The following is a 17,304-nucleotide window of genomic DNA, read 5'->3' as shown; positions in this document are numbered from 1 at the left end:
TAGAATGGCGGCACTTTATTCCGGTGACAGCGATATGAACGATCCGCGCAAAGGCAGCGATGCCGAACCCACCACCCACTTCGGTTACAAAACCGTAGCGGAAAGCCAGAAGGCCGAGAAAGTCGCCGAGGTTTTCCACTCCGTTGCAGCCAAGTACGACCTGATGAACGACGTGCTGTCCGGCGGCATGCACCGCCTGTGGAAGCGCTTCACCATCGAGCTTTCGGGCGTTCGCACCGGCAACCGCGTGCTGGACATCGCAGGCGGCACGGGCGATCTGGCGAAGAAGTTTTCCCACCTGGTCGGCCCGACCGGTGAAGTCGTGCTGGCCGACATCAACGCTTCGATGCTCAAGGTCGGTCGTGACCGTCTGCTTGATCGCGGTGTGGCAGGCAACATCAAGTTCGTCCAGGCCGACGCTGAAAAGCTGCCGTTTCCGGACAACTACTTCGATTGCGTGACCATCGCCTTCGGCCTGCGCAACGTCACTCACAAAGACGACGCCATCCGCTCCATGCTGCGCGTGCTCAAACCGGGCGGCCGCTTGCTGGTGCTGGAGTTCTCCAAGCCGACCAACAAGGTGATGTCCAAGGTCTACGACGCCTACTCGTTCGCGTTCATGCCACTGGCCGGCAAGCTGATCACCAATGACTCGGAAAGCTACCGCTACCTGGCCGAGTCGATCCGCATGCACCCGGATCAGGAAACCCTGAAGTCGATGATGGTGGACGCCGGTTTCGACCGCGTGACTTACCACAACATGACCTCCGGTATCGTTGCCCTGCACCGTGGTATCAAGCCCTGATGTTGATCAGCGGCTTGCTCGCCGGCGTCGAGCACGGCATCAATCGCGTGCTGCAGATGGACAGCACCGCCCTGCCACGCCTTGACCGGCTCAGTGGCAAGGTGATCGCGGTCGAGTGCAGCAGCCCTGCGTTTCATCTGTACATCCTCCCCAGTGACGAAGGCCTGATGCTGGCCGCGAACTGGGAAGGTGGTGCGGATGTAACCCTGCGCGCACCTGCGGCGAGCCTGATGCGTCTGGCGTTGAGCAAGGACAAGACGGCGGTGCTGCACAGCCCGGAAGTCGAGCTCGATGGCGAGAGCGCCGTACTGCTGGAACTGACCGGCGTGCTGCAAGACCTCGATCTGGACTGGGAATATGAGCTGCAACGCTGGCTGGGGCCCGTGGCCACGACGCTGATCGGTGGCCACTTGCGCAACAGCGCACGCTGGACCAGCGACAGCTTCGCCAGCCTGAGCCTGAACCTGGCCGAGTATCTGGCCGAAGAATCACGCACCCTGGTCGGCAAACGCGAGGCAGAAGCCCGCTTCGCCGAACTGGATCAGACCAAACAAGACCTGGAACGCCTCGAAGCCCGCTTCGAGCGTCTGGCCCAATCCCTCACATCCAGCGATAACGCATGAGCCTGCTTGCCGTCCGCCGCCTGTTTCGCATCCAGCGTGTCGTAATTCGTTACCGCCTCGATGACCTGCTGTTTGCCCTGCCGCTGCCCTGGTGGCTGCTGGCCGTACGCTTCGTGCTGCCGTGGCGCTGGACTCCGCGACGCAAGAATGAGCTGACGCGCGGCGCTCGATTGCGCCTGGCGTTGCAGGACCTGGGGCCGATCTTCATCAAGTTCGGCCAGCTGCTTTCGACCCGGCGCGACCTGCTGCCTGAAGACATCGCCGACGAGCTGATGCTCTTGCAGGACCGAGTGCCGCCGTTCGAATCCGAGAAAGCCATCGCACTGATCGAGTCTCAGCTCGGCGCGAAGATCAACCAGGTGTTCGCCCGCTTCGACGTCGCCCCCCTGGCGTCCGCTTCGGTGGCACAGGTTCACGCCGCGCAACTGAAAACCGGCGAAGAGGTGGTGGTCAAGGTGGTGCGTCCTGGCTTGAAACCGATCATCGGGTCGGATCTGGCCTGGTTGTTCATTCTCGCCAAAATCGCCGAACGGCTGTCTGCCGACGCCCGTCTGTTGCACCCGGTGGACGTGGTCGCCGACTACGAGAAGACCATCTACGACGAACTCGACCTGTTGCGCGAAGCGGCGAACTCCAGCCAGCTGCGCCGTAACTTCGAAGGCTCGACCATGCTCTACGTGCCGCAGGTTTACTGGGACTGGTGCCGGCCGAAAGTATTGGTGATGGAGCGCATCTACGGGGTTCAGGTCACCGATCTGGCGACCTTGGCCGATCAGCGCACCGACATGAAGAAACTCGCCGAACGTGGCGTGGAGCTGTTCTTCACCCAGGTGTTCCGCGACAGCTTTTTCCACGCCGACATGCACCCCGGCAACATCTTCGTCAGCACCGTTGCGCCGTGGGATCCGCAGTACATTGCCATCGACTGCGGCATCGTGGGCAGCCTGACACCGGAAGATCAGGATTACCTGGCGCGCAACCTGTTCGCCTTCTTCAAGCGTGACTACCGCCGAGTCGCCCAGTTGCACATCGATTCAGGCTGGGTGCCTGCAGAAACCAAGCTCAACGAATTCGAAGCAGCCATCCGTACAGTGTGCGAGCCGATCTTTGAAAAGCCCCTGAAGGACATTTCCTTCGGTCAGGTGTTGATGCGCCTGTTCCAGACCGCGCGCCGTTTCAACATGGAAGTGCAGCCGCAACTGGTGTTGCTGCAGAAGACCCTGCTCAACATCGAAGGTCTGGGCCGTCAGCTGTACCCGGAGCTGGACTTGTGGAGCACGGCTCAACCGTTCCTGGAGCGCTGGATGCGTGAGCGCGTCAGCCCCAGGACAGTGATCGGCAACCTGCAGTCCCAGGTCGAGCAGATTCCTCACCTGGCCAACATGACGCGCGACCTGCTGGAGCGTTTGTCGCAGCCTCATCGCAACGATCCGCCGCCGCCCTACTCGCACAACGGCGATCACTGGGCGCTGCGGTTGATCGGTGCGGCGCTGCTCGCAGGTGGCGTGGTACTGGGAACGGCCCATACTCAATCGGGTGATGAGCTGATGGCGCTGAGCGCCTGGCCCGCCCTGTTGATGCTGGTCGCAGGCCTTTATCTGGTCGTGCGCCGATAGCCATCGGCAGGCGCCACTGGCACACTAACCCTTCGATAGAGCGGCCGGAGCCGAGGATGAAAGACTGGCTGGACGAGATTAAGTGGGACCGCGACGGTCTGGTGCCCGCGATTGCGCAAGACCATAAAACCGGGCGCGTCCTGATGATGGCCTGGATGAACCGCGAAGCACTGAGCCTGACCGCCACTGAGAACCGCGCCATCTACTGGTCGCGTTCGCGTGGCAAATTGTGGCGCAAAGGCGAAGAATCGGGCCATGTGCAGAAACTGCACGAGCTGCGTCTGGACTGTGACGCCGACGTGATCATTCTGATGGTCGAGCAAATCGGCGGCATCGCCTGCCATACCGGCCGCGAAAGCTGCTTCTACCGCGTCTACGACGATGCCGGCTGGAAGACCGTGGACCCGGTGCTCAAAGACCCCGAAGCCATTTATCAAGCAGGACACTGAACATGACTGATACCTTGTCCCGCCTTGCGCAAGTGCTCGAAGAGCGCAAGGGCGCGGCTGCCGATTCTTCCTATGTCGCCAGTCTCTACCACAAGGGGCTGAACAAGATTCTGGAGAAAGTCGGCGAAGAGTCGGTCGAAACCATCATCGCCGCCAAAGACGCCGCCATCAGCGGTGACTGCAGCGATGTCATCTACGAAACCGCTGATTTGTGGTTCCATAGCCTGGTCATGCTTGCAGCACTGGGCCAGCATCCACAAGCCGTACTGGATGAACTGGATCGCCGTTTCGGGCTCTCCGGCCACGCCGAAAAAGCAGCTCGTTCGGCGGAATAAACAGTGGGCCTGCGGGCTCTGAATTTCTTGTGAGGAACGTGACATGGGCATTTTTGACTGGAAACACTGGATCGTCATTCTTGTGGTCGTCGTACTGGTCTTCGGCACCAAGAAACTCAAGAACCTGGGCACCGACGTCGGGGAATCGATCAAAGGCTTTCGCAAAGCCATGAACGACGACGAGAAGCCTTCCGAGCAGCCACCGGTTCAGCCGCAACCGACTGCGCAGCCCGTTCCGCCGACCCAGCCGCTGCATCAGCCGCACACCATCGATGCGCAGGCGCAGAAAGTCGAAGAGCCCATCCGCAAAGACTAGGTCGTGACGCATGTTTGGTATCAGCTTCTCTGAACTGCTGCTGGTCGGTCTCGTTGCCCTGCTGGTGCTGGGTCCCGAGCGCCTGCCGGGCGCAGCGCGTACCGCCGGGCTTTGGGTCGGGCGTCTGAAACGCAGCTTCAATGCGATCAAACAGGAAGTTGAGCGCGAAATCGGCGCCGATGAAATTCGCCGTCAGTTGCACAACGAGCACATTCTTTCGCTCGAAGAAGAAGCGCGCAAAATCATGCAGCCGCAGCAGCCACCGGCTCCGCCGGTCGTGCAGCCAAGTGCGCAGACCGATACGCCACCCGCCAGCCAGCCGGTCATGGGCGCAGCGCCTTCGCCAGGCCCTGCTGCCGATATAGGCCCGGCTGCACCGGCTGAAAGCGCGTCGGTCAGCTCAGCGCCCGCTCAGGTTCATCCCGAGCCGGCACAGCCAGCCTCGACACCTGGGCCAGCACCGGTCACTACACCGGCCACTGCGGTGCAGAGCGCACCTTCCGCCAACGATTCGTCACAGCCACCACGAGCCCCATGAGCGAAATTCCGGAAAACGACCAGCAAATGCCGCTGGTCTCGCACCTTACTGAACTGCGCTCGCGCCTGCTGCGTTGTGTACTGGCGATCTTCTTGATCTTCGGCGCGCTGTTCTATTTCACGCAGAAGATCTACACCTTCGTTTCGGCGCCATTGCGCAAATTCCTGCCCGAAGGCGCGACGATGATTGCCACCGACGTGGCTTCGCCGTTCATTACGCCCTTCAAGCTGACCATGATGGTCGCGCTGTTCCTCGCCATGCCGGTCATCCTGCATCAGATCTGGGGCTTCATCGCACCGGGCCTGTACAAACACGAGAAACGCGTGGCGGTGCCGCTGTTGGTGTCCAGCATCATTTTGTTTTATGCCGGGATGGCGTTTGCCTACTTCCTGGTATTCCCGCTGATTTTCCACTTCTTCGCCAGCGTGACCCCGGAAGGCGTGTCGATGATGACGGACATCGCCAGTTATCTGGACTTCGTCATGACGCTGTTCCTGGCCTTTGGCGTGGCCTTTGAAATTCCTGTGGCTGTCGTGTTGCTGGTGTGGATCGGCATCGTCGACGTCAAATACCTGAAGAAGATTCGTCCGTACGTGGTGATCGGCTGTTTCGTGGTCGGCATGATTCTCACCCCGCCGGATATCTTCTCGCAGACACTGCTCGCCGTACCGATGTGGCTGCTGTTTGAAATCGGGGTGCTGTGCAGCTCGATGGTGACCAAACGGGGCGACCACGAAGACGACGAGAAGGCCGAAGACGAAAAAGACCAGCCGCCAGCGGCACAGCCGTGAACCTGCTGCTTCTGGAAGAAGCCGACTTCATTTCGGCGGATCGTGTGGTCCTGCGTGACCGACGCCTCAAGCACATGCAGGAAGTGCATCGCTCGGAAGTCGGCGACAGCCTGCGCGTCGGTCGCATGGGCGGCCTGCTGGGCAGCGCGGAGTTGCTGCGTCTGGAACCTCGGGAGGCCGAGCTCTCGGTGGCCTTCGACCGCGAACCTCCTGCCAAACTGCCGTTGACGCTGGTCCTCGCGCTGCCACGCCCGAAGATGCTGCGCCGGGTGTTCCAGACCGTCGCAACGATGGGTGTGCAGAAGGTCATTCTGGTCAACAGCTACCGCGTTGAAAAAAGCTTCTGGCAGACCCCGTTCCTGGAGCCTGCGGCCATTCGCGAGCAGCTGATTCTGGGTCTGGAACAAGCCCGCGACAGCGTGCTGCCTGAGATCGTCATCGAGAAGCGCTTCAAGCCGTTCGTGGAAGACCGTCTGCCCGCCATTGTCGACGGGACACTGGGACTGGTCGGACACCCGGGGGATTTCCCTGCCTGCCCCCGTGCCGTCGAGCAGCCGGTAACGCTGGCGATCGGCCCTGAAGGTGGCTGGATTCCTTATGAGATCGAGCTGCTGCGCGCATCGGGTTTAAACCCTGTCCAGCTCGGCGAGCGCATCCTGCGCGTCGAAACCGCCGTCACCGCCCTACTCGCCCGCTTGTTCTAAGCCCCGATCCCACAGGGAAGGTATTTCACCTGCCTGAATCACGTCGTTCGAGGCCGCGGCAATCCCTACAACAGTTGGCAGGATCGCCCGCCATACGGTGCTTCAGTTTGGGGCATGATGGCCGATCTACAGATGTCCATAAAAACAATGTGCAAGGAATCACAACATGTATCGCTGGTTTGCCCAACGCCTCGGCAATGTGAGTGTCAGTCGCAAACTCAGTATCGGTTTCGGACTGGTGCTGTTGTTGACGCTGATCATCACCGCCACCGGATGGTCGAGCGTTTCGTCGCTGATTGAACGCGGCGACAAGCTGGCAGCCATTTCGCAGATCAGCGAGCAGACGATGGACCTGCGTACCGCACGCATGCGCTATGAAACGCAATCCAGCGCCGAGGCGGCGACGGGTGTCATGACCGCGCTGGACACACTCGACATAGACCTCAAGAACGCCCGCAGCAAAATCACCGGCACTGATGACCTCAAGCTACTGGACGGGCAGATCCAGGCCGCTGCCGATTACCGTCGCGCGTTTGACGACATGACCAAGGCGATCCAGGTCCGCGAAGCCAGCCGTGTGAACCTGGGCGCTACCGCCGATGCGGCGGTGGACGAGGTCAACAAGATCGAAGAAGCCCTGATCCAGCATGACAACATCCTGCAGTTCAACAGCGCAGTGAGCGTCAGCAAGTTGATCCAGCAGGCGCGGTTTCAGGTGCGCGGTTACACCTTCAGCGGTAACCCCGATTTCGAGAAGAACGCGAACGCGGCCATCGATGAAGCCATCGTCGGTGTGAATACACTGGCCGGAGACGTCTCGTCTCAGTACATCCCGCAATTGCAAAAGGCCAATCTGGCGCTCAAAGGGTATCGCGCCGCCGTGGGTCAGTATCGCGATGCTCAACAGGTCAGCCGACAAGCCCTGGAAAAGATGACCAACCTGGGCCAGCAATTGCTGGATATCAGCGACAAACTGACTGTTTCGCAAAACGCCAAGCGTGATGCCGACAGCCGTCAGGCGCAGTCGATGCTGGGCCTTGCGACCGTACTTGCCCTGTTCTTCGGCATACTGGCGGCCTGGGCGATCACGCGCCAGATCACCCTCCCGTTGAAGCAAACCCTGATTGCCGTTGATCGTGTGGCCTCCGGCGACCTGACCCATAACCTGAACATCGAGCGTCGCGACGAACTGGGCCAGTTGCAAGGTGGTATCCAGCGCATGACCCTGAGCCTGCGCGAACTGATCGGCGGCATCAGCGACAGCGTGACTCAGATCGCCAGCGCCGCCGAAGAACTCTCGGCGGTCACCGAACAGACCAGCGCGGGCGTCAACAGCCAGAAGGTCGAAACCGATCAGGTGGCCACAGCCATGCATCAGATGACGGCAACCGTGCAGGAAGTGGCGCGTAACGCCGAGGAAGCTTCAGAGGCGGCTGTCGCTGCCGATCAGCAAGCCCGTGAGGGTGACAAGGTCGTCAACGAAGCCATCGCTCAGATCGAGCGTCTGGCCAGCGAGGTGGGCCGTTCCACAACGGCCATGGGCGAGCTCAAGCGCGAGAGCGACAAAATCGGCAGCGTGCTCGACGTCATCAAGTCGGTTGCTCAACAGACCAACCTGCTGGCCCTGAACGCGGCGATCGAAGCGGCGCGCGCGGGTGAGGCCGGCCGCGGTTTTGCGGTGGTCGCGGACGAGGTTCGCAGCCTGGCGCAACGCACACAAAAATCCACCGAGGAAATCGAAGACCTGATCGCGGGCTTGCAGAGCGGCACCCAGCAAGTGTCGACGATCATGGACAACAGTCGCGACTTGACGGTCAGCAGTGTCGAGCTGACGCGCCGGGCGGGTGGATCGCTGGAAAGCATCACCCGGACGGTCTCCGCGATTCAGGCCATGAACCAGCAGATCGCGGCCGCCGCCGAGCAGCAGAGCGCAACGGCCGAAGAGATCAACCGTAGCGTACTCAACGTGCGCGATGTCTCGGAGCAGACCTCGGCGGCCAGCGAAGAGACGGCGGCATCGAGCGTGGAACTGGCGCGGCTCGGCACTCATCTGCAAGGGCTGGTGGGTCGGTTCAGGGTTTGATGGATCTCAAGGCAACTGAAAACACTGTGGGAGCGAATTCATTCGCGAGAGGTTGGCCCAGCCGACATACCTTCCTCGTCAGGAATGCCGCATCGCGAATGAATTCGCTCCCACAGGCCAGAGTAGTGCTCTGCCAGAGGACAGGGTTCTACTGACCAAACTGTGACCTGCATCACCCCACGCCTGCGCTCAGAAATCTCCTACACCCTCTTCAGGTCACGCCTCAGGCTCCCCTGCCGATGCGCGTTTATCGCTCATTCGCAGGAGACGCATCATGTTGCAAGGCATCAACAGGGCACTGGCCAATACCAGCGTCAAACTCAAGCTGTCGCTGGGCTTTGGCCTGGTCCTGGTATTGACGCTGGCCATCACGCTGACGGGGTGGCACGGGCTGGACACGATGATCGAACGTTCCGAGTCGCTGACCGCGATCGCCCGGCTCAATGAACTGACCAAGGACCTGCGCGCCGAGCGCATCGTTTTCCGGGTAGACAACACTGCCGAGGATGCCAAACGCGTGACCGCGCGCATCGATCAGATCGAGGCGCATTTGACGACGCTTCGGGGCGACGACCCGCCCGCCGACATCCTCAAACTGATCAACAACCAGAGCGACACGGTTCGTTCGCTTGAGAAAACGTTTACCCAACTGGGTCAGTCACTCCTCAACAAAGACGCCGCCAGAGTACAGCTGACGGCGCTGTCCGACGCTGCGATCAAGGTCATGGATGAGGTTGAACGCGAGGTCTTGAAGGCCGTCAGTCAGGAGGCGGACAGCAGCGAACAACTGGATGAATTCACCAATCTTCTGCAGTTGCGCCGGCAAATCCAGAACGCACGGTATGAGGTTCAGGCGTATGTCTTCAGCGGCCTTGCATCGTATGAAGAGTCCGCGCTGACGGCCATCGATGAGGCCTTGAAGGAACTCGAGGACGTAACCGCTGACCAGTCCGACGGGGATATCAGCGGATTGCTGACCGCCAAACAGGCATTACAGCGATACCGTGAACAGCTAATCCGCTTCAAGGAGCTGCAGACTCAGGTCGAGGCGGCACATGAATCGATGGAAGCCATGGGCGACAGTCTGCTGACCTCGACCCAAGAGATCAGCACCCTGCAAGGCCTGCGACGTGACGACGAGGCCACCCGATCGCGTAAGGCACTGATCAGCGTGGCTGCGTTGGCCATGATGCTGGGATTGATGGCCGCCTGGTTGATCACCCAGCAGATCATCGCGCCGCTGCGCGAGACGTTGAACGCGGCCAAGCGCATCGCCCAAGGCAATCTCAGCGTGGACCTCGACGTTCAGCGACGCGATGAAATGGGCGATCTGCAGCACAGCATTCAGGACATGACTCAGAGCCTGCGCACACTGATCAGCGGCATCAGCGACGGAGTCGCACAGATCGCCAGCGCGGCGACGCAGTTGTCTGCCGTGACCGAACAGACCAGCGCAGGCGTGAACAGTCAAAAGGACGAAACCGATCAGGTCGCCACAGCCATGAACCAGATGACCTCAACCGTGCTGGAGGTCGCGCGCAACGCGGAAGAAGCCAGCGAAGCCGCCCAACAGGCGGACCAACAGGCCCGTGAAGGCGACAAAGTGGTGAGTGATGCGATCAGCCAGATCGAACGTCTGGCCACGGAGGTCAATAATTCGACCCTCGCGATGGGGCAGTTGAAGCTCGAAAGCGACAAGATCGGCGGCGTGCTCGACGTGATCAAGTCCGTCTCCCAGCAGACCAATCTGCTGGCGCTGAACGCTGCCATCGAAGCGGCACGGGCAGGCGAAGCCGGACGCGGCTTTGCGGTGGTCGCAGACGAGGTGCGCAGCCTTGCTCAGCGAACCCAGGAGTCGACCGAGGAAATCGAAGTCTTGATCGCCGCGCTGCAGAATGGAACGCAGCAGGTCGTCGGTACACTCGACGCCAGCCGCAGCCTGTCCGACAGCAGCGTAGAGCTGAGCCGTCGTGCCGGCAACGCGCTTGAACACATCACACGTACGGTATCGACGATTCAGAACATGAATCAGCAGATCGCTACAGCCGGCGAGGAGCAGACCGTGGTCGCCGATCAGATCAACCGCAGCGTGATCAACGTCAGGGATGTTTCAGAGCAGACCGCCGCCGCCAGCGAAGAAACCGCAGCCTCCAGCGTCGAACTCGCGCGTCTGGGCGCACAGTTGCAGGCGATGGTGGGCAAGTTTCGGGTGAGCTAAGCCGCTCTCCGAGAGAGACGAGACTCAGTCCCTGGACTGCCTCTGCAAACGGGTTTGGACGTCCAAGTCCTGGCGGACAGTCCCACAGGTGTCACTGATCGCCGAAACAAAAACGCCGCCGAAGATCACTCTTCGGCGGCGTTGTCGTTCAGCGGGTTACTCAGGCGTTGGCGAGCGTGTGCTCATTCACGTGAGTCGCCGGTTGCAACGGCAACAGCGGCGCATGCGGATCGGCTTTCACTGAAGCCCTCCATGCGTCCAGCCAGGCTTGGTTGCCCTCGGCCCAGACCAGCTCGTGCAGGCGAGCCAGTGCAACAGGGTCGCTCAGCAGTTGCAGGCGCTCGTTGTTATTCAAGTGCTCAGGACCGCCTTTGATCGCGTGGCGCACGCGCTCGACGCGCATCCACTCGATCGGCTCGGCATGACGATGGCGAGAGGTCGCCAACGCACACGCCAGGGCGTTCTGCTGTGGATCGACCACGGCGCGCACGAAGCCGTCGTTCAGCGCATGCCAGCGATTCTCATGGGTGTACTGATCGGTGGAGACCAGTTCCTGAGGCGGCGTGTGCTCTTCAGGGATCAGGAACAGACTTTCGTCACGCGCCTTCAGGCCCAGATTGGTCCGGCTGGAAATCACCGAAACCGGGATCGACAGCATCAAGGAACCCACGATAGGCACCAGCCACCACAGGAAGCTCGGGTTCAACCAGGCCACCAGCAACGCCCAGGCAAAACCCAGCAATGTCTGCGGACCGTGACGCTTGACCGCTTCGCTCCATGGCGTCGAGTCGTCGTCACGTTGCGGCGAGTTCCAGGTCGCGGCCCAGCCCAGGAAAGCGGCCAGTACGAAACGGGTGTGGAAAATCATGCGAACCGGCGCCAGCAGCATGGAGAACAGCATCTCCAGCAGCATCGACAGCGTCACCTTGATACGGCCACCGTAACCGACGGCGCCCTTGGCCCAGATCAGCACGATACTCAGCAGCTTCGGCAGGAACAGCAGCACGATGGTGGTCGAGAACAGTGCGACGGCTTTTTCCGGGTGCCATTGTGGCCACAGCGGATAGAGCTGGCGTGGCTCCATGAAGTAGGTCGGCTCCATGAGCGTGTTCACCGCCAGCAGCGCCGTGGACAACACCAGGAAGAAGAACCACAACGGCGCCGACAGGTAAGACATCACGCCCGTCAGGAACACGGCGCGGTGAACCGGGTGCATACCTTTTACCAGGAACAGGCGGAAGTTCATCAGGTTACCGTGGCACCAGCGACGGTCACGCTTGAGTTCATCCAGCAGGTTTGGTGGCAGCTCTTCGTAACTGCCCGGCAAGTCGTAGGCAATCCAGACGCCCCAGCCAGCACGGCGCATCAGCGCGGCTTCAACGAAGTCGTGAGACAGGATCGCCCCTGCGAACGCACCTTTACCCGGCAACGGCGCCAAGGCGCAGTGCTCGATAAACGGCTTCATACGGATGATCGCGTTGTGACCCCAGTAGTGGGATTCACCCAGTTGCCAGAAGTGCAGACCGGCCGTAAACAATGGGCCGTACACGCGGGTTGCAAACTGCTGCATGCGTGCGTACAGCGTGTCCATGCCCGAGGCGCGTGGCGCGGTCTGGATGATACCGGCGTCCGGTGTGGCTTCCATCAAGCGCACCAGACTGGTCAGGCACTCACCGCTCATCACAGAGTCGGCGTCAAGGACGACCATGTAACGGTAATCACCGCCCCAGCGACGGCAGAAGTCGTCGAGGTTGCCGCTTTTGCGTTTCACGCGACGGCGACGACGGCGATAGAAGATCTTGCCGAAGCCGCCGGTTTCGCGGCAAACGTCCAGCCACGCCTGTTGCTCGGCAACGGCGATGTCGGTTTCGTTGGTGTCGCTCAGCACAAAGAAGTCGAAGCGATCCAGATCGCCCGTGGCGGCAACCGATTCGAACGTTGCACGCAGACCGGCGAACACACGCGGCACGTCTTCGTTACAGATCGGCATCACCAGGGCGGTACGCGCACCGGCTTCAATCGGCTCATTGCCAGCGCTTGCGCCGGAGATGCGGTATTTGTCGCGACCGGTGAGCAACTCGAGGAAGCCCATCAGCGCGGTCCAGAAACCGGCCGATACCCAGCAGAACAGAATCCCGAACAACAGCAAAATGCTGGTCTGCAGTGCGTACGGCATCACTTGAACGGCGGTCTGCCAGAGGGTCTGGTGACTGATTTCATCAAAAGAAACCAGCGACCAGCCTTGGTAAGGCAGGATGCCTTTCATGTAGAAGCCAGCCACGATGGTCTGGCCCAGCATGAGGATCAGCAGGATATAACGACGAATCGAACCCACCGTACGCCAGCGAGACTTGGGCAAGTCGCGCGGCAAATCGTCGTGGGCCTGTTTCGGCGGGTTCTTTCGGCCCGTCAGCCGACGCCAGCCACGCACCAGAATATTGGTGCGCCACGGCTCGGGAACGACCTTGGTACGGCGAATCGGCGGCGTTGCCTTCAGGCGAACCCGACCAATGGCGTCCACGCTCAGCATTTCTGCTTCTTGCAGTTCGTCAGCGGTGGTCAGCGTCAAACGACGCCCGACCGAAGCCTGAGCGGCCTCGGCAGGGTCAGTGACGGTCTGCGCCGAAAGGCGTTCATGCAGCTCAGCGAACGAGGTGCAGCTGGCCAGTTCGGCCCGCTGCTCATCGGTCATCGGCAGGTGCGCCAGGTACTCGCTGAGAGACTCTGGCACGGCGTGTGAATTACTCATCGGCTGGCAACTGGTAGCTCCAGGTCTCGGTCAGAACTTGTTGATTCATGGCCGGGCCCTGTTGGGTGGATGCGGCCTCTACAGCTGGCTGCGGGGTGTCTTTGATGCCTTTGTTGGCTTTGGCTGCGTCGCCCAGAGCGGCTTCAGGACGCGAAGCTTCGTCGGACTTGGCTTCTGCAACCTTGGCGGCTTCAGCGGCTTTCGCAGCATCGGCCTTGTCGCCTTTGGCGGCGTCTTTGCCATCGGCTTTCGCGTCGGCTTTAGCCACTTTGGCGTCTTTCGCATCACCGGCTTTCACAGCGTCGGTTTTAACGATTTCGGCTTTGTCATCCTTCGGCGCCGCCGCGACGGCAGCTGCCTTGGCGTCTGCTTTTTTATCAGGCTTCTTGTCTGATTTATCCGCCGTGATGATTGCAGGTTCCTTGCCTGGCTCAACCGGGGTCTCACGCAGCAGATAAGCGCGCATTTCGACGGACTTGTTGGTGTCCTTGACCTTCAGGCGCAGCGTCAGGCGCCAGCCTTTGGTCACCGGGTTGTAGCGCAGGTTGTTCTCGACCAGCTCGGTGTTGTCGTCGGTGGTGACCTGGCTACGGATCGCCGGGTCTTCACCCAGTTTGGCCAGGGTCGGGCCGACGAAATCGACCAGGTAGGCAACGCTGCCGTCTGGCTGTCGGATCAGGTTGGACTGTTTCACGTCACCGGTCGAACGCAGGGTCTGCTTGACCCAGCCCAGATCAGGCGAGTGAATGGAGTCTTCGTCCATGGTCCAGTGCAGGCGATAGTTGAAGTCGATCGGCTGGCCTGGCTCTGGCTGGGTTTCCGGCTTCCAGAATGCAACGATGTTGTCGTTGGTTTCATCGGCTGTCGGGATTTCTACCAGGTCAACGGTGCCTTTGCCCCAGTTGCCCTTAGGTTCGATCCAGGCGCTTGGGCGCTTGTCGTAGCGGTCATCGAGGTCTTCGTAGTGGCTGAAGTTACGGCCACGTTGCAGCAGACCGAAGCCGCGCGGGTTTTCAACCGAGAAGCTGCTGACCGCCAGGTGTTTCGGGTTGTTCAGAGGGCGCCAGATCCACTCGCCGTTGGCCGCCTGAATCGACAGACCGCTGGAATCGTGCAGCTCGCGACGGTAGTTGAGGACTTTCGAAGGCTGGTTGGCACCGAACAGGTACATGCTGGTCAGCGGCGCAACGCCCAGTTTGCCGACCTTTTCACGCAGGTACATGCGCGATTGAACGTCGACCAGGGTGTTGGTGCCCGGACGCAGGGTCAATTTGTAAGCACCGGTGGCGCGCGGGGAATCCAGCAGCGCGAAGATCACCAGATGGTTGTCATCCGGGTTCGGCTTCTCGATCCAGAACTCGGTGAAACGCGGGAATTCTTCGCCGGACGGCATCGCGGTGTCGATGGCCATGCCGCGTGCCGACAGGCCGTAAACCTGACCCTTGCCGATGACGCGGAAGTAGCTCGCGCCCAGCATGGTCATGATTTCGTCCTGCTTGTCGTCCTTGTTGATCGGGTACATGACGCGGAAACCGGCATAACCCAGGTTCTCGGTCGACTTCGGATCGAACTTCACGTCAGCAAAATCAAAACGGCTCGGGTCGTACTTGATCTCGTTGACGGCGGTCGCCGTCACTTCGTTGATCTTGACCGGGGTGTCGAAGTGCATGCCCTGGTGGTAGAACGAGATCTTGAACGGGGTTTTGTCATTGGCCCATTCAGCTTTGTCCTGCAGGAAGCGAATCTTCTGGTAATCCGCAAACTTCATGTCGCGGAATTCCGCTGGAAGGTTGCTCTTTGGCGCTACGAATTTCTGTCCGGCCAGTTCTTTGGCCTTTGTCGCCACGTCGTCGAGATCGAACGCCCACAGCTGACCGGCGCCGAACAGACAAAACAAAGCCGACCCGGCCAACAAGGCGCTACGCAGGCGCTTGCCAGGGGTCTTTGGTGCATTACATGGACTAACAATCACGAGCAACCCTCGCCGAAAACAGATGAAGAAACCAACGGCCAGCTATCAAATGCCGGGTTGGCGAGCATTGTTCCGACTCCGAAAGGGGCCAATGATTCCCCAAACGATTTCGGACCAGTCTGCGTTTATACCGATTGGACGGGCAATAGCCCGTCTTTGTAGCGCGCGATTATCTAGTAGCGCGCGTTACAACGCATCAGGGGAAACAAAGTATTTATGGCTTTTTGCCTAATAAATTCGGGTACGACAGGCAAAAACGGCGGTTTACGTCTCAAGTAAAAATGTCACAGGGCCATCATTGATCAAATGAACCTGCATATCCGCACCAAATTGGCCCGAAGCGACTGTCCTGTGCGAGGTTTTAGCCTTTTCCAGTAAATAGTCAAACAATTCGGCGCCTAACGCTGGCGGCGCTGCCTTCGAGAAACTGGGGCGCATGCCGCTGCGCGTATCCGCTGCCAGCGTGAACTGGGAAACCAGCAGCAAACCGCCGCCGACATCAGTCAATGAAAGATTCATCTTGCCGTCGGCGTCGCTGAACACACGATAGTTAAGCAGCTTGTGCAGCAATTTGTCGGCGCTGGCGCGGGTGTCTTGAGGTTCAATGCCGACCAGCACCAGCAGACCCTGATCAATGGCGCCCACTGTCGCGCCCTCGACATCGACGCGTGCACCGCGCACGCGTTGAAGCAAACCTTTCATTTATGCCTTCCTGCAATGCTCTCGAATTCACCCCGACCCTGTGGGAGCGAATTCATTCGCGAAACGGTGGTACATCCGATGCAGAAGCGTCGGATGCACCGCCAATCGCGAATGAATTCGCTCCCACAGTTTTAATCCGATTCAGACCATCAAGCCTCTTCCGGCGGTAAATCCAGCAAACGCCGAGCCACTTGTGACGCTGCGCGCACCAGCGCATCGGTGATGCCCGGTTCTGAAGCGGCGTGACCCGCATCGCGAATCACCTGCAGTTCGCTGTTCGGCCAGGCCTGATGCAGCTCCCAGGCGTTGTCCAGCGGGCAGATCACGTCGTAACGGCCATGCACGATGATGCCCGGCAGATGCGCGATCTTGGGCATGTCGCGGATCAGCTGGTTCTCTTCAAGGAAGGCATTGTTGGTGAAGTAGTGGCATTCGATCCGGGCGATGGACAAGGCGCGCTGCGGTTCGGAGAAGCGGTCGACGACCAGCGGGTTCGGACGCAACGTCGCGGTGCGGCCTTCCCACGTGGACCAGGCTTTGGCGGCGTGCATCTGGGCGATCTGATCGCTGCCGACCAGGCGCTTATGGAAAGCGGTGAGCAGGTCGCCACGCTCATCCAGCGGAATGGGCGCCAGGTAATCCTGCCAGTAATCCGGGAACAGACGGCTCGCGCCTTCCTGATAGAACCACTTGATCTCCTGCGGACGGCACAAAAAGATGCCGCGCAAAATCAGTGCATGCACACGGTCCGGGTGAGTTTGAGCGTAGGCTAGCGACAGCGTCGAACCCCAGGAGCCGCCGAACAACACCCACTTGTCGATGCCCAGGTGTTTGCGAATGCGCTCAAGGTCTTCGACCAGATGCCAGGTGGTGTTGTTTTCGAGGTTGGCGTGGGGTGTAGAACGGCCACAGCCGCGCTGGTCGAAGGTGATGATGCGGTACAGGTTCGGATCGAAGTAACGACGGCTCTGCGCGTCGCATCCCGCACCCGGCCCACCGTGGATGAACACCACCGGCAAGCCTTCCGGCGAGCCGCTTTCATCGACATACAGCACATGAGGCTCTTCCACTGCCAGATCGTGCCGGGCATAAGGTTTGATCTGCGGGTACAAAGTCTGCATAGGTGCTCCATAAGTCCAATTCAGGGGCTTCTATTTATCTGCCGTTGGGCATCATAAACCCGAATCGAGGAATGATCATGCTTGCCTGTTTCTGCACGGCTGTCACCTCTGATTTTGCCGGTTCCCCTGAAGAATCCCGAGGATAAATCTCTGTAGAGCGCGCTTGCCCGCGATGAATCTTGAAGTGCTGTACCTGAAAGAATGCGTCGCCTGTACCGCAGGCTCACGCGCCTGCAAATGCCACCTTTGCCTTGCAAGGAACTGGAACGATCAATGCAAGCG

15 protein-coding genes and 1 pseudogene are annotated in these 17,304 nt (G+C 60.2%); 12 read left to right on the top strand and 4 right to left on the bottom strand.

The features are described 5' to 3' along the window. Positions 1-34: 34 nt before the first annotated feature. The 12 genes and pseudogenes from ubiE to ABDX87_RS29230 all read left to right on the top strand — a co-directional run bounded on the left by ubiE (position 35) and on the right by ABDX87_RS29230 (position 10,478). Complete coding sequence (gene ubiE, locus ABDX87_RS15910) at positions 35-805, top strand: bifunctional demethylmenaquinone methyltransferase/2-methoxy-6-polyprenyl-1,4-benzoquinol methylase UbiE (protein ID WP_346828745.1); 771 nt, start codon at positions 35-37, stop codon at positions 803-805. After that, positions 805-1,428, top strand: coding sequence for a ubiquinone biosynthesis accessory factor UbiJ (locus ABDX87_RS15905; RefSeq protein WP_346828744.1), 624 nt, complete (start codon positions 805-807; stop codon positions 1,426-1,428). The genes ubiE and ABDX87_RS15905 overlap by 1 nt, the downstream gene beginning before the upstream one ends. Then, on the top strand, positions 1,425-3,044 hold the full coding sequence (ubiB, locus tag ABDX87_RS15900) for a ubiquinone biosynthesis regulatory protein kinase UbiB (protein WP_346828743.1): 1,620 nt from the start codon (positions 1,425-1,427) through the stop codon (positions 3,042-3,044). The genes ABDX87_RS15905 and ubiB overlap by 4 nt, the downstream gene beginning before the upstream one ends. Before the next feature lie 56 nt (positions 3,045-3,100). Continuing rightward, the gene (gene hisI / locus ABDX87_RS15895) at positions 3,101-3,493 is read left to right on the top strand and encodes a phosphoribosyl-AMP cyclohydrolase (protein ID WP_346828742.1); all 393 of its coding nucleotides are present in this window, start codon (positions 3,101-3,103) and stop codon (positions 3,491-3,493) included. 2 nt (positions 3,494-3,495) lie between these two features. Further along, positions 3,496-3,828: a phosphoribosyl-ATP diphosphatase gene (locus ABDX87_RS15890; protein ID WP_062379266.1), complete on the top strand. Its 333-nt coding sequence runs from the start codon at positions 3,496-3,498 to the stop codon at positions 3,826-3,828. 43 nt (positions 3,829-3,871) lie between these two features. Further along, complete coding sequence (locus ABDX87_RS15885; RefSeq protein ID WP_074751517.1) at positions 3,872-4,144, top strand: twin-arginine translocase TatA/TatE family subunit; 273 nt, start codon at positions 3,872-3,874, stop codon at positions 4,142-4,144. A 10-nt stretch (positions 4,145-4,154) separates the two neighbouring features. Further along, entirely contained in the window at positions 4,155-4,682 is a 528-nt protein-coding gene (gene tatB, locus ABDX87_RS15880; protein WP_346828741.1) for a Sec-independent protein translocase protein TatB, read from the top strand. Then, positions 4,679-5,473: a twin-arginine translocase subunit TatC gene (gene tatC / locus ABDX87_RS15875; RefSeq protein ID WP_346828740.1), complete on the top strand. Its 795-nt coding sequence runs from the start codon at positions 4,679-4,681 to the stop codon at positions 5,471-5,473. The genes tatB and tatC overlap by 4 nt, the downstream gene beginning before the upstream one ends. Next, entirely contained in the window at positions 5,470-6,177 is a 708-nt protein-coding gene (locus ABDX87_RS15870; RefSeq protein WP_346828739.1) for a 16S rRNA (uracil(1498)-N(3))-methyltransferase, read from the top strand. Before tatC ends, ABDX87_RS15870 begins: the two co-directional genes overlap by 4 nt. 166 nt (positions 6,178-6,343) lie before the next feature. Next, on the top strand, positions 6,344-8,260 hold the full coding sequence (locus tag ABDX87_RS15865; RefSeq protein ID WP_346828738.1) for a methyl-accepting chemotaxis protein: 1,917 nt from the start codon (positions 6,344-6,346) through the stop codon (positions 8,258-8,260). A gap of 274 nt (positions 8,261-8,534) precedes the next feature. Then, positions 8,535-9,569: pseudogene (locus ABDX87_RS29235) on the top strand (methyl-accepting chemotaxis protein); the annotation flags it as partial. A gap of 12 nt (positions 9,570-9,581) precedes the next feature. Beyond that, positions 9,582-10,478 carry a methyl-accepting chemotaxis protein gene (locus ABDX87_RS29230; protein ID WP_431061259.1) on the top strand — a complete coding sequence of 299 codons (897 nt, stop codon included), beginning with the start codon at positions 9,582-9,584 and terminating at the stop codon, positions 10,476-10,478. Between the two features lie 160 nt (positions 10,479-10,638). On the opposite strand, the gene mdoH is transcribed toward ABDX87_RS29230, so the two are convergent. The 4 genes from mdoH to pip all read right to left on the bottom strand — a co-directional run bounded on the left by mdoH (position 10,639) and on the right by pip (position 17,022). Next, positions 10,639-13,227: a glucans biosynthesis glucosyltransferase MdoH gene (gene mdoH / locus ABDX87_RS15855; RefSeq protein ID WP_346828736.1), complete on the bottom strand. Its 2,589-nt coding sequence runs from the start codon at positions 13,225-13,227 to the stop codon at positions 10,639-10,641. Beyond that, the gene (locus tag ABDX87_RS15850; RefSeq protein ID WP_346828735.1) at positions 13,220-15,199 is read right to left on the bottom strand and encodes a glucan biosynthesis protein G; all 1,980 of its coding nucleotides are present in this window, start codon (positions 15,197-15,199) and stop codon (positions 13,220-13,222) included. The genes mdoH and ABDX87_RS15850 overlap by 8 nt, the downstream gene beginning before the upstream one ends. Before the next feature lie 264 nt (positions 15,200-15,463). Continuing rightward, positions 15,464-15,901: a D-aminoacyl-tRNA deacylase gene (gene dtd / locus ABDX87_RS15845; protein WP_346828734.1), complete on the bottom strand. Its 438-nt coding sequence runs from the start codon at positions 15,899-15,901 to the stop codon at positions 15,464-15,466. Between the two features lie 149 nt (positions 15,902-16,050). Beyond that, entirely contained in the window at positions 16,051-17,022 is a 972-nt protein-coding gene (pip, locus tag ABDX87_RS15840; RefSeq protein ID WP_346828733.1) for a prolyl aminopeptidase, read from the bottom strand. Positions 17,023-17,304: the final 282 nt, after the last annotated feature.

This window comes from Pseudomonas abietaniphila, from assembly GCF_039697315.1.
Lineage (GTDB): Bacteria > Pseudomonadota > Gammaproteobacteria > Pseudomonadales > Pseudomonadaceae > Aquipseudomonas > Aquipseudomonas abietaniphila_B.
This window is presented reverse-complemented; position numbering and strand designations above follow the sequence as displayed.

Coding starts and splice junctions, on each gene's coding strand:
- ABDX87_RS15865 (WP_346828738.1), top strand. CDS start 6,344: ATGTATCGCTGGTTTGCCCAACGCCTCGGCAATGTGAGTGTCAGTCGC.
- ABDX87_RS15890 (WP_062379266.1), top strand. CDS start 3,496: ATGACTGATACCTTGTCCCGCCTTGCGCAAGTGCTCGAAGAGCGCAAG.
- pip (WP_346828733.1), bottom strand. CDS start 17,022: ATGCAGACTTTGTACCCGCAGATCAAACCTTATGCCCGGCACGATCTG.
- mdoH (WP_346828736.1), bottom strand. CDS start 13,227: ATGAGTAATTCACACGCCGTGCCAGAGTCTCTCAGCGAGTACCTGGCG.
- tatC (WP_346828740.1), top strand. CDS start 4,679: ATGAGCGAAATTCCGGAAAACGACCAGCAAATGCCGCTGGTCTCGCAC.
- ubiB (WP_346828743.1), top strand. CDS start 1,425: ATGAGCCTGCTTGCCGTCCGCCGCCTGTTTCGCATCCAGCGTGTCGTA.
- tatB (WP_346828741.1), top strand. CDS start 4,155: ATGTTTGGTATCAGCTTCTCTGAACTGCTGCTGGTCGGTCTCGTTGCC.
- ABDX87_RS29230 (WP_431061259.1), top strand. CDS start 9,582: ATGGGCGATCTGCAGCACAGCATTCAGGACATGACTCAGAGCCTGCGC.
- ubiE (WP_346828745.1), top strand. CDS start 35: ATGAACGATCCGCGCAAAGGCAGCGATGCCGAACCCACCACCCACTTC.
- ABDX87_RS15885 (WP_074751517.1), top strand. CDS start 3,872: ATGGGCATTTTTGACTGGAAACACTGGATCGTCATTCTTGTGGTCGTC.
- hisI (WP_346828742.1), top strand. CDS start 3,101: ATGAAAGACTGGCTGGACGAGATTAAGTGGGACCGCGACGGTCTGGTG.
- ABDX87_RS15905 (WP_346828744.1), top strand. CDS start 805: ATGTTGATCAGCGGCTTGCTCGCCGGCGTCGAGCACGGCATCAATCGC.
- dtd (WP_346828734.1), bottom strand. CDS start 15,901: ATGAAAGGTTTGCTTCAACGCGTGCGCGGTGCACGCGTCGATGTCGAG.